The sequence below is a fragment of the Monoglobus pectinilyticus genome (assembly GCF_002874775.1).
Taxonomy (GTDB): domain Bacteria; phylum Bacillota; class Clostridia; order Monoglobales; family Monoglobaceae; genus Monoglobus; species Monoglobus pectinilyticus.
Genome location: NZ_CP020991.1, coordinates 1,517,482 through 1,534,869 on the forward strand (window position 1 = coordinate 1,517,482; position 17,388 = coordinate 1,534,869).

Below are 17,388 nucleotides of genomic sequence, written 5' to 3' on the forward strand. Positions count from 1 at the left end.
TTAAAATAATTTTGGTAAAATTGATATTATAATTTATACTTAGGAGGAAGATATGAATAGAGAATTAAATTGGGCAGTTTTGGGATCTGGCTGGATTGCAGGGGACATGGCAGACGCTTTTTTAGATGAGGGCAGAAAAGTATATTCTGTAGGCAGCCGCACGAAAGAAAAGGTAATTGAGTTTGCTAAAAAGCATAATATAGATAAAGTTTATGACGATTATCATGAAATGTTTTATGACGATAATGTGGACGCTGTTTATATAGCGACGCCGCATAATAAACATTTTGAGGCAATAATGGAAGCTCTGGAAAATGGAAAGCATGTGCTTTGTGAAAAGGCAATAACTTTAAATAGCTCTGAATTAAATCAAGCCGTGCTTTTGGCAGAAAAAAATAATTTAGTGCTGGCGGAAGCAATGACTATTTATCATATGCCGCTGTATAAAAAACTTAGCGAGATGGTAAGAGCCGGTGTGTTCGGAAAGGTTAATCTTATTCATGTATACCACGGCAGTTTTAGAGAGCATGATATGAACAGCAGATTTTTTAGTAAATCGCTAGCCGGAGGAGCCCTTCTTGATATTGGCGTTTATGCGCTGTCCTTTGCCCGTTTGTTTATGCCGTGCAAACCTACAGGATTTTCTTCTGAGGTACAGATGGTTGAGTCCGGTGTTGATGAAACAGAAGGAATATTATTAATGAATGGTGAAGACTTAGCAGCCACGTTAACGGTGTCTCTTCATGCTAGACTTCCAAAACGAGCTTTTATAACATGTGAAAAAGCGTATATAGAATTGGACGATTATCAAAGACCGCAAACAGCACAGATAACTTATATAGACACTGAAAAGACAGAAACAGTTTCAGCCGGAAGGAAAGACAAAGCGCTGTTTTATGAAATAGAAGATATGGAAGATGCAATACTTGGGAAAGGCAATGATACTTATTTAAATCTTACGGTTGATGTTATGGATATTATGACCGGACTTCGGGAAGATTGGGGATTTAAATATCCTGAGGAAGAGTAGGATTTTTTACTTAAAAACTTAGTGCCGCGGTACAAATTAACTGTACTGCGGCACTTTATTATTTAACAAGTGATAAATTTTTAAAGCAGACTGTCTGCTAATGATTCAAGCTCTTTTATCGTGTTTTGTTTCATAGCTGATTTAACAGTGACCGTTGGTTCAACTATTTCTATATTTTTCATTCCGGTCAAAAATTCTTTTATTTTCTTTCCTGCCATTGGCGCCCATGAACCGTTTTCGATGATGCCTACTTTTCTGTTCTGGTACATTTTTGAGTTAATGTGCTGCAAAAATTCAAGAACCGGAGTAAATATTCCGCCGTCATATGTGGGAGATGCAACTACCATTCTGTCATATCTGAAAGCGTCTTCAATAGCTTCGGCCCAATCTTCTCTTGCGAGGTCAGTGATTTTTACTGTTTCAACACCTTTTTCGGTGAGTATTTCAGCCAGTTTTTCTACAGCCTGTTTAGTATTTCCATAAATTGAGGCGTATGCTATAAAAACTCCTTTATCCTCTGCCTTATAGCTGCTCCAGGTGTCATAAAGACTAATATAGTGATCCAAATTTTCATTTAGTATAGGTCCGTGAAGCGGACAAATGGTTTTTATATCAAGACTTGAAGCCTTTTTTAATACTGTTTGCACTTGTGCGCCATATTTACCTACAATATTAAAGTAATATCGTCTTGCTTCGCAGTCCCATTCTTCATCTGTATCAAGTGTGCCGAATTTTCCGAAAGCGTCAGCCGAAAACAAGATTTTTTCTGTGCTTTCATATGAGAGCATAACTTCAGGCCAGTGCACCATAGGAGCCATAACAAAGTTTAAACAATGATTTCCAAGTTCAAGTTTGTCCCCCTCAGAAACTATAACTTTTCTGCCGTCTCCCAAATCTAAATCAAAGAATTGATTTATCATACCGAACGTCTTTTGGTTTCCGACAATTTTCATATCAGGGTATAAATCGGCAAGTATATTTATGCTGGCAGCATGGTCCGGCTCCATATGCTGAACAACAAGATAGTCAGGTGTCTTTTCACCCAAAATTTCTTTTAGATTATTAAGCCATTCTCCGCAGGCTCTTCTGTCCACTGTATCCATTATCGTTATTTTGTCATCCAAAATAACATATGAATTATACGCAACTCCATTTGGTATTATATATTGACCCTCAAATAAGTCCAGGTCATAGTCGTTTACACCAATATATTTGATTGAGTCTGAAACTGTCACATCAGTGTATTTCATAATGCACCTCCAATAATTTTATCAATTGTGAAATTTTTCACCATTTTCTTTGCTCTTATTATATCATTATTTCCAAAAACGTCAATGTTATTTTGGATAAATTTTCATGTTAAATTAAATAGAATAAAGTAAAAATCTTACAACTGTTACTTGCTGTCTGAGAGCCTATAACCGGCGCCCCAAACAGTTTCTATATAAGTTTCGCTGCTTGCGCTTTCAATTTTTTCTCTTATGCGCTGGATATGGACAGTAACAGTAGAAGTATCGCCCATTGCGTCAATTCCCCATACGCGGTCGAACAAATGTTCTTTGCTAAACACAATATTGGGATTTTCGGCTAAAAAAAGCAAGAGTTCATATTCTTTAACAGGCATTATTATCTCGTTTCCGCCGATAAATACTCTGTGAGAATCCTTATCTATTTTAAGGTCTCGAATTTCTATTACTCTTGCGCTTTTTTTGTCAAATTCTTCAATGATAGAAAGGTATCTTGTTATATGCCCGTTTACTCTGGCAACCATTTCTGAAATAGAAAAAGGTTTTGTGATATAATCGTCCGCTCCAACACCAAATGCGCGTATTTTTGCGGATTCGTTGCCGCAATCTGAAATAAAGATTATAGGTATATTCTTTTGTTTTCTTATTTGGGAACATATTAAAAAACCGTCAATGGCACTGTTTAAATCTGTTTCAAGAATTATACAGCAATAGTCGTTATCGACTGCCATTTTCAGTCCTTCCTGTCCGCTTTCAGAAATATCGCAGTCGTATCTGAATGTTTTAAGACAGTCGCTTTCGTATTGTGCCATTTTTCTATCCATGTCAATTATTAAAATTTTCATAAATTTCACCAACCAATTTTATATAATGATTATATCAGCATATCCTTTTATAAGTCAAGAGCCGTCTTATGATTAAATCGGTTCTATATTGCTTATAACCGCCGTGATTTCGGCGTTGAAATAGTGGTAAAACTTTTCAAAAAACTGTTGCGTCAGAAAAGTTTTTATGGTATAATTATAAAGATATAAAACTAGTGAAATGAAAGGATTTTTCATATGAAATTTGTATGTGACAGAGACGTACTTAACTCAGCGGTTTCTACCGTTTCAAGGGCAGTTTCGTCCCGTTCCAGCCTGGCCGTTTTGGAAGGCGTATATATCAGGGCCGAGGAAAACGGCCGTGTTACAATAATCGGAAACGATTTAGAAATTGGAATTGAGTCTGTAATTGAAGCTGATGTAAAAGAGGGCGGCGAAATTGTTATTGACGCTAAACTTTTTGGAAAAATTTTAGCATCTCCTAATGACTCAACTATATCAATTGAAACTAATGAGAAATATCTTACTCTCATAAAAAGCGGGAAGGCAAAAATTGAAATACCCGGTATAGCTCCTGATGAGTTTCCGGACCTGCCTCAGGTTAGCGAAGACTATTCTGTCACACTGCCCGGAGGCGTTCTTAAAAACATGATAGAGATGACGAGCTTTGCAGCCGCTAAAACAGATAATGACCCTACGCGTATGGGAGCGCTGCTGAAAATCATGCCGGACGGGCTTTCAATGGTTGCTTTAGACGGATATAGGATAGCGCAGAGAAATGTATCTCTGGAAGGAAATTTTGAACCAAAAGAAATGATAATTCCTGAAAAATCTCTAACTGAGCTTGCCAGAATAATTGGTGATTCAGACGAGGACATAAAGATAATCGCGGCACCTGGACATGCTATATTCCTGCTTGAAACCTGCAAGCTGGTTACTCGATTGATTGAAGGAAGCTATACCAATTTTGAACGGATAATTCCAACTTCATTTGAATTGGAACTTGAGTGTCCTACACATCAGATTGCTGATTCTGTAAAAAGAGCCTCGTTGATAATTTTGAATGATGTAGTTAAAGGTCCTATAAGATTTAATATAACTGACGGAAACATAAATGTTTCGTGTACAACTTCAGCCGGTTCAGTTGATGACAATCTAAGTGTTGATACTCCGCCTGATGTTGCGCTTGAGATTGGTTTTTACAATAGATATCTTCAGGATGTGTTTAACGTTCTGCGTGATGATAATATAATGATGAAGTTTAATAAGAGTATCAATCCGCTTATAATTACTCCTGTTGAAGGCAACGATTATATGTATATGATACTTCCTATCAGACTTAGAAATGCCGGCTAAGAGACGGGCTTATGAAATCCAATAAAATCAGGTTAACAAATTTCAGAAACTATTGTGAAGAAGAGATTGAATTTTCTGACGGAATAAACGTTATATGCGGAGATAATGCCCAGGGAAAAACCAATATTTTAGAAGCGGTTCACATGTTTTCTATGGGAAAATCAAATAGAACCAATAAGGATTCTGAACTTATAAGGCATGGAGAAGACAAAGCCGATATTTATATGGAATTTTCGTCATACTCTCAGGATAGTTTTTTTGAAATTGAAATGTTTCGCGGCAGGCGTAAAACTATCATATACAATGATATTCCAATAAAGCGCAACAGCGAGCTGCTTGGCAAATTTAACGTGGTGTATTTCGGTCCGGAACTTTTAGGTCTTGTCAAAGAGGGGCCAAGGGGCAGACGCCGAAATCTTGATATGCTTATAAGCCAATTGCGCCCAAATTATTTTTCAGCTCTCAGTTCTCTGAGAAAGGTAGTTGACAGCAAAAATGCTTTGCTTAAAATGACCTCTCCAAACGAGACGCTGCTTGAAATTATGAATGAAAAACTTATTCAAGTTTCCGCGGAGATAATAAGGTACCGAGCTGAATTTATTAGGCGTATTGAAGAAATAGCCAAAGATATTCAATTTGAAATATCATCAGGAGCTGAAGAATTGTCGCTTAAATATATGTCCTGTATCGGTCGGTTTTCAACTGACGCAGAGTTTGACGCGGCAGACGTGACCAATAGGCTTAGAGAGAAGATTTCTTCGAGTTATAAACGTGAAATGGAATATGGAGAGACCATGGTGAGTCCGCATAGGGAAGATATCGTGTTTGAGATAAATAACCGCGATGCGAAGGCGTTTGCTTCCCAGGGGCAGCAAAAAACTATAGTTCTTGTTGAAAAATTGGCTGAGGTAAAACTAATAAAAGAAGATATAAATGAGACCCCTGTGCTTTTGCTTGATGATATAATGAGTGAACTTGACAGAAAACGTCAGAAATTTGTGCTTGCTAATATTAAGGATATGCAGATAATAATTACTTGCACTGATATAGAAGAACTTATCGGAAGCGGAGAGTCTGCTTTTGAATCAATAAATAGAATTTTTATAAAGGATGGGAAAGTTGTTAGCAGCCTGTCTTGAGAAAGGTATGAGAAAATGTACCTGCACTTAGGTAAAAACACTACGGTGGATACTGATGATATAATAGCGATACTTGACCTAGATAATATAACTATAGCTAAATATTCAAGAGAATTTCTCAGAATAGCCGAAGAAGAGGGATTTGTCAGAAGCGTTACTGACGATATTCCGAAATCTGTTGTATTATGCGAAACAAATAATCAAAGCGTTGTGTATATAACAAATATTTCTTCAAAGGCGCTCGCAGGCAGAGTAAAACGCACAAAAAACTTTTCAGAATATTCGCTGTACAGCCTTGATGAGTAATACTTAAATAAAATAGACGCAAGAACATAATACTATAAATGGAGTGAATTTTATGCAAGAGGAACAACATATTACGAGCGTCCCAATTGAGGACACTTATGACGAAAACCAAATACAGGTCCTTGAGGGATTGGAAGCTGTTAGAAAAAGACCGGGTATGTATATCGGTTCTACTTCTTCACGCGGTCTCCACCATCTTGTTTACGAGATAGTAGATAATTCTATCGATGAAGCTTTGGCAGGATTCTGCAGTAGAATTTTGGTGGAAATTGAAGAGGATAATTCTATAACCGTAACAGATAACGGACGCGGAATCCCGACAGGTATACATCCTAAAATGGGAATATCAACTGTCGAGGTTGTATTTACACAGCTTCACGCCGGCGGAAAATTCGGCGGCGGAGGTTATAAGGTTTCCGGCGGTTTGCATGGCGTTGGTGCTTCGGTTGTAAACGCGCTTTCTGAGTATCTTGAAGTTGAGATCAAAAATGGCGAGCATATTTTTTATCAAAAATATGAACGGGGACAAGGCGTCGGCTCTCTGAAGCAAATAGGAGAGACGACTGAGACCGGAACTAAAGTGCATTTTAAACCTGACGGTGAGATTTTTAAAGAAGGTCTTGTCTATGATTATGATGTTCTTCGCAGACGTCTGCGTGAGCAAGCGTTTCTAAACGCCGGGATTAATATTACTCTTGTTGATAAAAGAACTAATGCCCCTGAAGATAAAAAGATGGTGGAACTTAAATATGATGGTGGTATTCGTGAGTTTGTTGAATATCTTAACCGGAATAAAGAAGTTATCCATGAGGATGTTATATATGTTAATTCCGTTAGAGAGGACAGCGAGGCAGAGGTCGCTATGCAGTACAACGACGGATATAACGAAATGATTATGAGTTTTGCTAATAATATTAACACCACCGAAGGCGGAACTCATGAGACGGGATTTAAGTCTGCTCTTACTAAAGTTATTAATGATTATGCCAGAAAAACAGGTATGCTTAAGGAAGCTGACGCTAATCTTAAAGGCGAGGACTGCCGTGAGGGTTTGTCCTGTGTAATAAGCGTAAAGGTAACAGAGGCACAATTTGAGGGTCAGACAAAGACTAAACTTGGAAACAGCGAGATAAGAACCATAGTTGAAAAGATGGTTAATGAAAAACTCGGGGAGTTTTTTGAAGAGAATCCAACCATAGCTAAAATAGTTGTTGATAAAGCAATGACAGCTTCCCGCGCAAGAGAGGCGGCAAAGAGGGCGAGAGAGAGCACAAGACGTAAATCTGCTCTCGAAAGCAGTTCTCTTCCCGGAAAACTGGCCGATTGTTCTGACAGGGATAATACTTATACAGAAATATATATCGTCGAGGGAGACTCTGCAGGCGGCTCGGCAAAGCAGGGGCGTGACAGGAGATTCCAGGCTATACTTCCGCTTTGGGGAAAAATGCTGAATGTAGAAAAAGCCAGAATAGATAAAATTTATGGCAATGATAAACTAACTCCTGTGATTACTGCGCTTGGCGCCGGTATTGGAGACGAGTTTGATTTAAACAAACTGAGATACGGAAAAGTTGTTATAATGGCTGATGCCGATGTTGACGGAGCGCATATCAGAACGCTTCTTCTGACATTTTTCTTCCGTTATATGCGCCCGCTTATTGAGGACGGACATGTGTATATAGCACAGCCGCCGCTTTATAAGATTTCAAGAGGAAAGATTGAAAAATATGCCTACACTGATCAGGAGCTTCAGGATATACTGACTGAAATGGGCGACGGCAGAACGCCCAGCGTTCAGAGATATAAAGGTCTTGGTGAGATGAACCCGTCGCAGCTTTGGGATACAACAATGAATCCCGATACAAGAATAATGCTTAGGGTAGATCTCGAAGACGCTCAGCAGGCAGACGAGACATTTACGATTCTTATGGGTGATAAGGTTGAGCCGAGAAGAAAGTTTATTGAGGAAAGAGGCACATCAGTTATCAATCTTGATATTTAGTTTGGAGAACTTTATATGATAAAAATAGAATATGCTAAGGTAATGAATCTTGAGGGCGCTATCCGCGGAGCAAGAAATCCCATGAACAGCTGGGGAAGAATAGACAGCCGCTATAATGAAAATGGCGACTACATTCTCGGTGAGAATGACCTTTCGCTGGCAATCAGGCTTTGCAGAGCAGGTAGTGACCATAGAAAGTTTATTCGTCAGATATTGGTAAGCGTTGATATAACAGCGCCGCTTTATTGGTGGAAAGAGTTTGACACATACAAAGTTGGTACCGTGGCTAACTCAACAAGTACGATGCACAAAATACATTCAAAGAAATTTGAACTTTCTGATTTTTCTTGTGATCATCTTAGTAAAACCGCTCTTGAAGCTTTTACCGCTTATATGGAGTTTATGGAGCTTAAACGCAAACATTTTGTTGAGACTAAGGACAAAGCGGATTGGTATGATATTATACAGATGCTTCCGTCAAACTATAATCAAAAGCGCACAATAACTATGAATTATGAGAATCTTCTTAATATGTATTATGCGAGAAGAAACCATAAGCTTGACGAATGGCACGCTTATTGTGACTGGATATTGTCTCTGCCATATACGAAAGAGTTGTTTATAAAGGATGAGTGATATCACTCTAAAATTGTTACTTTGTAAAGTTAAAAATATCTTTATTTGTCCGCAGAGCTGTGATTACAGCTCTGCGGATAGTTGTTTACATAAGAATTTTATGAAAATTTTTAATGTTTTATATTATTAGAATCAAAAGTAAGGAAATGGATATGGAAAACTGTGAAAAATATATAACTCTGAAAAACCTTGATATAAAAGCTGAACTAATGTTTGATATGGTACTTAGTTTAAGATATGAGTTTGTTCTTAAAACTGATTTTGTGAAAGAAGCAGCTGACAATGTTTTTGACTTTAATTTGTTTTTTGATATGCCTAAATCAGCAGTTATAGGAGGCTTTGAATTAGATTACGGTGAATATTCAGTAAAAAGCAATATTACTGAATTTGATGATGAGGAAAAAAGCGGAGCTTCACGTGTAATTCTGAAGCAGACAGCAGATACGTGCTACAGTTTAAAGATTAATAATTTGCATCAAAATTTTGGAGAATTTAATTTAATAATCGAGGCTACAGCGCTTCCAAAGTGTATGGGCAATGACCTTATTTTTGAAATACCGCTTTATTCATCTACTTCGGTGCCACAAAATATTGAATCAGTCAAAAAACATGTCAGCAAAGCAGAAAATTCTTACTCTGAAAATATAGACGTCTCAATTAGCGTCGCCGTTCCAAACAATAAAGAACTTAAAAGGATGTATTCGTCAACACACGAATACAATATTCTGCCGATTAATAATCAATATATTATGAAAGATAATAATTATATTGGCAAAAATTTTACAGGCAGCGGAGTAATGTTGGTTTCAACTGGAAAATCCGGCAGTGTATTTGAGTTGTGTCTGTGTTATGACCCAAGCCGTGAGAGTATTGGATATGTATGCGGGGATGATACGAGCGGTTACAGTGCGGTATATCTGATAAGACCCCAGGTGCCGGCACCGGCTGAAAATGCAGATATAATTTACATACTTGATACAGCGGATTCGTCTGCATCATCACAGAACGTGGCTAAGGCGGCGCTCACTGAATTTTTAAGAAATATGAATCGGTATTCACATTTTTTTATTTCTACGATTAATGGAGAAATTTATTCTAATGAATTTTTAGCTCCGACTTTAACGAATATTGCAAAAGTAGAAGAGTGGTTAAGGAATCTTGATTCCTTCGTTCAAATAGGAGAAAAGGCGTATAAAGATGCTATACAGAAAGTTTTTGATATATCGAATGGGGCTCAAATTATTTTTATCACGGCGTCAGGATTGCTTTGCCGCTACCATAATCTTCAAAATATGATAATTAAAAATGTTTACAAAAGCGGTCAAGCTTTTGGTTCAGCCGTTCAGCATGTTGGAAAATCCCAAACAACGTTTAATATAGTATCAATAGGTTCCGGCATTCATAATGGATTTTATGAGAAGTTTTCAAGCGAGTGCCTCGGTATATTTGGTCAAATGCACCGCGGACATAATTTTTGCAGCTTTGTTTCGGGTTTTCTAAAACGTTTATGTTCTCCGTATTTGTCGAATGTGGTTATATCTGAGTTTGCGCCCGGCACATATTATATGAATCCAAAAAATATAGAAAAATATAGAACAGATGAACCAATTATATTGGGTATACGTTCCGCAACAGATTATCCGAGAGAATTTTTAATTGAGGCTGACGGTGGATTTTCTCAGACTGTTAATGTGAACAATATAGGATATTTGAATCAATCGAGAAATATAGATATGGCATTCGCACGTTTGGCTCTTGACGGAATATATAAGCTGATTTCAAGGAGTGATATAGCTCCGGAGACGGTGATAAGATTCAAAAAAAGAGCCGCGCAGATAACAAAGGAGATGAACGTCCTTTCACCGGAAAATAGCTGTAGGGCTGATATTTATACGAAGTATGGACATGGCCGCTCAATAGGAAATGTGAATATTGAAATGTCATATTCTTTTGATGATGAGTTCAAAAATGCGGTTACTGTATTCGGCGACAGCAGTCTTGATTATAAAACTGTTGTCACAAACATCAGAATTGCGGTCGCGGCATTGCTTGCATGTGTCAGAACAGACGGTTCTGTTTCCAGTTCTTATGAAACCAATTTTATCAAGAGGGTCAGAGATACTGCATATGCAGTATCAGCGCTTAAACAGGTATCGAAGTATCGTATTCTTGGTTCAGATAAGAAATTTAATGCGATTATAAATAACGCGAATGATTTTGCCTCGAAGAAAAATATTTCTTTATCAGATATACCAATAGTTTTTGACAGCAAAATATTACCTCCTGCACATCCGGTTATTTCAGCAATGAATGTTGTAGAAATTTCTAGACTTATACTGTCGCTTTTGTCAGGTATGTCGTTAGCATAAACTAAGATTATGAATAATCTATGATTCATGTATATATCAAGTAAAAAAAATTATTTTAGAATTATTAATCTAAATACAGTGTTTTTAGTAAACATTGTTAAGGTGTGGTAACAGTTTGTGGAAAGGCCGCAATGAAGTGGACAGAAATGTTAAGGGTATTAATAACAAATGTGGTATGCAAGCATCGGGCGGTATGAATGTAATTACACTTTGCAAGTTTGTGTAAGCCATAATGGAAAGACTACAATAAAGTTGGATAAAAATGTGATATAGCAAGCTTCGGCAGGGCTGTGACCACACTTTTTTAAAGTGTGTGTAATACAAATTACTTTGTATTGATAAACCTACAATGTCAATAATCAAACTTAGTTGTGATGTACAAACGTAGTTTGCCGCGTAAGGCGCGCAGTCACGGAAAAGTTTATTATTAAAAAGGATTATGGCAAACTGTTTTAAGTATGTTCACGCTTCGCGTGATATGGCAGTTCACCTAACGAGGTGTGTTTACGCACACAATACATCACAACTAAGCAATTTATTGTATGACAACTAAGCTAATTATTGGCATTAAAAGTATATATGACGTTATATGGTTTGCATAACATACACTTTTAATAAAAGTGTAGCCACAATTGACGTTGAAGGCTATAATAAAACAAATTACCTTGTATCATACCAACCTTTACAGGTCGGGTCACACCTACTGATGTTCACCAAGATATACCCTTAAATTTTTATCTATTTTTAATTTACAAAAACAAGTTACTTTGTATAATACACTCTTTAAAGTGTGGTCACAGTTACATATCCAATGCTTTCTATACTATATTTTTATAATTTTTTATTATAAATAACCATAATATTTTTGTCTAATTCATTATACCTATTTAACACACTTAAAAAAGTGTGCTCACACTTACCGATGTTTACAAAAAAACACCATTAAATTTTATTCTAGTTTTTTGCTGACGTTCCAGCATACTAATTTAGTTAAATATATTACTTGTACTAATCTATTGCGGAATAATTGGGTATTTCCGTTATTTACAGCCGTGTTATGAAAATTTTACATTGTTGGTAATATAAAAGCAAGTATACCGGTGTAAAAAAGTTTTTATATTTTAGATTAGAAACGTTATTCATGCTTGAAGATTTTAAAAAATAAAATTTTCTAAAAATTACTATTGACAAGAAAAAGTAATAGTGGTAAGATAGTAAAAATGCAAAATAGGAGAATTGCTCAGAAAGGGGAACGGCCTGATGACTGTAAGACCAAAGTTAATAGTTAACTTTAAAGATTGGTTTTTAGGTTTAATGTTTTTCGTTTCACATTTTATGAGGGACTCTTATTTTTTAAATATTGTTAATATGGACATTGAGATTTAGTTTTATTTCTCATTTGTCCTTTTATTTTGCACATTTGTTAATAAAAAGGAGCTGATTTTATGCAAAACAGCAGAGTTGCCCAGTTAATACTGGAGAACGGTGACAGATTTACAGGAAAAGCTTTCGGGCATATTCATGATGTCGTGGGAGAGGTCGTATTCACTACAAATATGACGGGATATCAGGAAACACTAACGGACCCGTCGTTTTGCGGTCAAATCGTTGTTATGACTTATCCTCTGATTGGAAATTACGGAATAAATTTCGAGGATATGGAATCGGACAAGCCTGCGCTTTCAGCATTTGTAGTCCGTGAAAAATGTGATTATCCCAGCAATTTTAGGACCGAAATGGACCTAGACGGTTTTTTGCGGCAAAATCATATAGTTGGGATAGAAGGAATTGATACCAGAGCATTGACCAGGATAATCAGAAACAATGGCTGTATGAAGGGCATAATAACTATCAAGGAAAATATATCAGATAAAGAAATTGAAACTTGTCTTGAAAGCCTTGATAATAGTGATGTTATAAGCCGTGTGTCGACTAAAAGCGCATATAATATAAAAGGCGGCGGCAAAAAGGTGGCCTTTATTGATATGGGTGCAAAAGCCGGAATTATACGGGACTTTAAAGAACGTGACTGTGATATAACAGTGTTTCCGTATAATGTTACGGCGGCAGAAATTGAGAAAATAGCCCCTGACATGGTGTTTATCTCAAATGGACCGGGAGACCCTCAGGACGTTCCTGAAACTGTTGAGACTGTTAAAAACCTTATCGGAAAGTATCGTGTATGCGGAATTTGTATGGGGCATCAGATAATAGGACTGGCGCTGGGAGGAAAAACTGCTAAATTAAAATTTGGTCATCATGGCGGAAACCACCCGGTTAAAAATTTGGAAACAGGCAAGGTGTATATAACCTCTCAGAATCATAACTATATCGTTTCTGACCTGCCCGACGATGTTGAAGAGTCATATATAAACGTTAATGACGGAACATGCGAAGGTATAAAACATAAAACTTTGCCGATACGCAGCGTACAGTTTCATCCTGAAGCTTCACCGGGTCCGCTTGACACCGGATGGATATTTGACTATTTCTTATCGGATTAGTATTTTTATAGAATTGCTTTGAAAACTTAATAAAAAACGTTTTATTTAAATATTTATATAGATTTATATTGACAGAGTAATTCCGGTTTATTGATGAAATGCAGCTGATAAAATTCAATATGCCGGTTTCAATATGTGTTAGGAGGAAAAATAAATGCCTAAGGATAATAGTATAAAAAAAGTGCTTGTTATTGGCTCCGGTCCTATTGTTATAGGACAGGCCGCCGAATTTGATTATTCCGGAACACAGGCTTGCCAGGCAATAAAAGAAGAGGGAATAGAAGTCGTTTTAGTAAACAGTAATCCGGCCACAATAATGACGGATAAGGATACAGCTGACTATACCTATATTGAGCCCCTTACAGCGGAATATGTGGAAAAGGTTATTGAAAAGGAGCGCCCGGACAGCCTTATTGCCGGAATGGGCGGACAGACCGGTTTGAATTTGGCCTGTGAATTATATGACAGCGGAGTGCTCGAAAAATATGGCGTTAGGGTTATCGGAACTTCAATAGAATCCATAAAAGAGGGCGAAGACCGTGACAGCTTTAAGCAGATGATGGAACGGACAAATCAGCCCATGATTAAGGGTGAGATTGTCAATACGGTTGAAGACGCCCAGGATTTTGCCAACGAAATAGGTTATCCGGTTATTGTGAGACCTGCTTATACTTTGGGAGGAACAGGCGGCGGAATCGCTGAAAATGAGAGCGAGCTTATAGAGATAGCCACTCAGGGAATACATTTGTCGCGCGTTGGACAGGTTTTGATTGAAAAGTGTATAAGAGGCTGGAAAGAAATCGAGTTTGAGGTTATCAGAGATGGCGCCGGAAATTGTATAACGGTCTGCTCTATGGAGAATGTGGACCCGGTCGGTGTACATACCGGCGACAGTATAGTCGTTGCCCCGGCACAGACCTTGGCGGATAAAGAATACCAGATGCTCAGAAAAGCGGCTATAGATATTATAAATTCCATAGAGATTAAGGGCGGATGTAATGTTCAGTTCGCTCTGAACCCTGACAGCTTTGAGTATGCGGTTATTGAGATAAATCCGCGCGTCAGCCGTTCTTCGGCGCTTGCGTCAAAGGCTACAGGATATCCGATTGCCAAAATCGGTGCAAAGATTGCTTTGGGATATAATTTGGATGAAATTAAAAATGCGGTCACAGGCAAAACATACGCCTGCTTTGAACCGGCGCTTGACTACTGCGTTGTAAAGATACCAAAATGGCCGTTTGATAAGTTCTTCAGCGCAAAAAGACAGCTTGGAACTAAGATGATGGCGACAGGCGAGGTCATGGCCATAGGGAACAGCTTTGAAGCCGCACTGCTGAAAGGCGTTCGTTCTCTTGAGATAAAGCAGTTCACACTAATGCGTGAATTTTCTAAGCAGCATAGTTTGGAGGGGCTTAAACGGAGAGTTGTTGTGCCTGATGACGAAAGGCTTTTTGATTTGGCAGAGCTTATCAGACGTGATTATCTAATGGAGAAAATTTGCGAAATTACCGGTATGGACCCGTGGTTCATAAAGAAGATTAAGAAGATAGTAGAAAAAGAGGAAGAACTAAAAGAATACAGCATAGAAACTCTGACGCCTGAAAAGCTCAGAGAATATAAAGTTATGGGCTTTGCCGATGAGGGAATAGCCGAGATAATCGGCTGCATGGGTAAAGATGTCAGAAAGCTCAGAGAAAAGTATAATATCCGCCCGGTTTATAAGATGGTTGACACCTGTGCAGGTGAGTTTGAGGCTGTTTCGCCATATTACTATTCAACTTATGACGAGGTTAACGAAGCGGAGCCTTCCGACAGGCGAAAAGTGCTGGTGCTGGGTTCGGGTCCTATCCGTATTGGTCAGGGAATAGAATTTGACTATTGCAGTGTTCATAGTATTCAGGCTCTTAAAAAGCTGGGGCTTGAAACTATCATTATAAATAATAACCCCGAAACGGTCAGCACAGATTTTGACACATCGGATAAACTTTACTTTGAGCCGCTGACAGAAGAGGATGTGTACAGCATAATTGAGCTTGAGAAGCCTGACGGAGTTATATTGCAGTTTGGCGGTCAGACAGCAATTAAATTGGCTAACTTCCTTGACGAGATGAATGTTCCTATTTTCGGAACAAAACCTAAGCAGATAGACGAGGCGGAGGACAGGGAGAAGTTTGACGCTATCCTGGAAGAGCTTAATATTAAGCGCCCTAAAGGCAGAGCAGTTTGGTCTGTTCAGAAGGGGATAGAGGAAGCGAACGATTTGGGATATCCGCTTCTTGTCCGTCCGTCGTATGTTTTGGGCGGTCAGGGTATGGAGATTACGCATAACGAGACAGAGCTTGTTCAATATCTGGAGGACGCGTTCAAGAAGGATTCTGACAATCCCGTGCTTATTGACAGGTATTTGGGCGGCCGCGAGCTGGAAGTAGACGCTATTTGCGACGGAACAGATGTGTTTATTCCGGGAATAATGGAGCATTTGGAGCGTGCTGGGATACATTCGGGAGACAGTATTTCGATTTATCCGCCGCAAAACATAACTGACAAGATGAAGCAGAAGATTATGGAGGTCACCAAGGAAATTTCTGTCGCATTAAAAGTTATAGGCATGATAAACATACAGTTTATCGAGTTTAAGGACGAGTTATATATAATAGAAGTAAACCCGCGTTCCAGCCGTACGGTTCCTTATATAACCAAGGTGACAGGGGTTCCGGTAATCGAATTGGCAACCAGGGTGATGTTGGGAGAGACGCTCAAAGACATGGGATACGGAACCGGCATAAATCCCGAATCAAGCATGGTAGCTGTAAAGGTGCCGGTATTCTCGACTGAGAAACTGCCTATGGTTGAGGTGAGCCTGGGTCCTGAGATGCGTTCCACCGGAGAGGTTTTGGGAGTTGGCAGAACCTTTGAGGAAGCGATATACAAGGGATTTATTGGTGCCGGAACAACGATACCTGAAAAGTCGGGAACCATACTGGCGACGGTGAGGGAGAGAGACAAAGAGAACTTTTTGCCTTTAGCCAAACGTTTTGCTGAATTGGGATGTGGATTTATTGCCACAGAGGGCACGGCAAAGTTTTTAGAGGAGAATGGAATCGGCGTTAAGGTTGCCAAGAAGATAGGGGAGGGAGTTCCCAACGTTTTGGATGTAATCCGCAGCGGGATATGCGATTTGATAATAGACATACCGCAGAAGGGTAACGACAAGGGAAGCGACGGGTTTAAGATAAGGCGCTGTGCGTCGGAGAGTTCAATTAGTCTTATGACGTCGCTTGACACAGTGGGAGCGCTGGTGAGTGTAATGGAGAAGAAGTTCACGCCTGAAAATGTTGATATAACATCAGTGAAAGAGATAAAATAATTTTAAAGCGGTATTTTCTTTAGCCTGACGGGCTTATTGGGAATACCGCTTTATTTATGATTTTTTTACTTTCCCGTTGACTTTTTGAACTACTGTGAAAAAAGATTTTTCGAGTTAGTATTTATTTAATTCACAAATAAATTGGGGTTAAATTTAATTGATATACAAAAAAGGGTTTTCAGTGAACATCGGTAGGCTTGTGTTAACAAGCACGTTAGGTGAGCTACTATCTGAACACGCAGTGTTCAATATATAATGAAAATATATTATTTTGTTTATTAAAAATTTATATATCTACTTTGTATATGACCCCGTATAAAAAATTTTATTATTACATAATAGGGTGTTTGAACCATTTCTTTTTCTGGCAAGAAAAAGAAACGCTTCACAAAAGAAAAAGTGCTTGCTCGCTTAGGTCGCCTGCGGCTCCAAGGGGCGCTCGCCCCCGCTAATTTCATCTTGAATCTGCGCTTCAAGATGAAAAAGCCTTGTAACTTTCCCGTTGACTTTGTGAACTGCCGTGAAAAAAGATGTTTCGAGTTCCTATTAATTTAATTCACTAAAAAGCTGAGGGTCAGCGAGCATCGGTAGGGCGCATTTATGCGCCG

Annotated in this window: 11 protein-coding genes; 9 read left to right on the forward strand and 2 right to left on the reverse strand. The window is 38.4% G+C overall.

Going from position 1 to position 17,388, the window contains the following annotated elements:
- Positions 1-52: 52 nt before the first annotated feature.
- Positions 53-1,030 carry a Gfo/Idh/MocA family protein gene (locus tag B9O19_RS06650; RefSeq protein WP_102365681.1) on the forward strand — a complete coding sequence of 326 codons (978 nt, stop codon included), beginning with the start codon at positions 53-55 and terminating at the stop codon, positions 1,028-1,030.
- Between the two features lie 80 nt (positions 1,031-1,110).
- On the opposite strand, the gene B9O19_RS06655 is transcribed toward B9O19_RS06650, so the two are convergent.
- Both B9O19_RS06655 and B9O19_RS06660 read right to left on the reverse strand, forming a co-directional pair.
- Positions 1,111-2,280, reverse strand: a complete 1,170-nt coding sequence (locus tag B9O19_RS06655; RefSeq protein WP_102365682.1) for an FprA family A-type flavoprotein — start codon at positions 2,278-2,280, stop codon at positions 1,111-1,113.
- A 146-nt stretch (positions 2,281-2,426) separates the two neighbouring features.
- Positions 2,427-3,122 (reverse strand): response regulator transcription factor, encoded by a 696-nt coding sequence (locus tag B9O19_RS06660; RefSeq protein WP_102365683.1) that lies wholly within the window; start codon positions 3,120-3,122, stop codon positions 2,427-2,429.
- Positions 3,123-3,338: 216 nt separating this feature from the next.
- Here B9O19_RS06660 and dnaN point away from each other — a divergent pair, with 216 nt between their 5' ends.
- The 8 genes from dnaN to carB all read left to right on the forward strand — a co-directional run bounded on the left by dnaN (position 3,339) and on the right by carB (position 16,780).
- Entirely contained in the window at positions 3,339-4,457 is a 1,119-nt protein-coding gene (gene dnaN, locus B9O19_RS06665) for a DNA polymerase III subunit beta (RefSeq protein WP_102365684.1), read from the forward strand.
- An 11-nt stretch (positions 4,458-4,468) separates the two neighbouring features.
- A complete protein-coding gene (recF, locus tag B9O19_RS06670; protein WP_102365685.1) occupies positions 4,469-5,596 on the forward strand; it encodes a DNA replication/repair protein RecF in 1,128 nt (375 codons plus the stop codon).
- Between the two features lie 15 nt (positions 5,597-5,611).
- Positions 5,612-5,902 (forward strand): extracellular matrix regulator RemB, encoded by a 291-nt coding sequence (gene remB, locus B9O19_RS06675; protein ID WP_102365686.1) that lies wholly within the window; start codon positions 5,612-5,614, stop codon positions 5,900-5,902.
- A gap of 52 nt (positions 5,903-5,954) precedes the next feature.
- Entirely contained in the window at positions 5,955-7,904 is a 1,950-nt protein-coding gene (gene gyrB, locus B9O19_RS06680) for a DNA topoisomerase (ATP-hydrolyzing) subunit B (protein WP_102365687.1), read from the forward strand.
- Between the two features lie 15 nt (positions 7,905-7,919).
- The gene (locus B9O19_RS06685) at positions 7,920-8,540 is read left to right on the forward strand and encodes a hypothetical protein (protein ID WP_102365688.1); all 621 of its coding nucleotides are present in this window, start codon (positions 7,920-7,922) and stop codon (positions 8,538-8,540) included.
- Positions 8,541-8,692: 152 nt separating this feature from the next.
- Positions 8,693-10,909: a hypothetical protein gene (locus tag B9O19_RS06690; RefSeq protein WP_102365689.1), complete on the forward strand. Its 2,217-nt coding sequence runs from the start codon at positions 8,693-8,695 to the stop codon at positions 10,907-10,909.
- Between the two features lie 1,445 nt (positions 10,910-12,354).
- Entirely contained in the window at positions 12,355-13,413 is a 1,059-nt protein-coding gene (carA, locus tag B9O19_RS06695) for a glutamine-hydrolyzing carbamoyl-phosphate synthase small subunit (protein WP_102365690.1), read from the forward strand.
- 154 nt (positions 13,414-13,567) lie between these two features.
- Positions 13,568-16,780 carry a carbamoyl-phosphate synthase large subunit gene (carB, locus tag B9O19_RS06700; protein WP_102365691.1) on the forward strand — a complete coding sequence of 1,071 codons (3,213 nt, stop codon included), beginning with the start codon at positions 13,568-13,570 and terminating at the stop codon, positions 16,778-16,780.
- Positions 16,781-17,388: the final 608 nt, after the last annotated feature.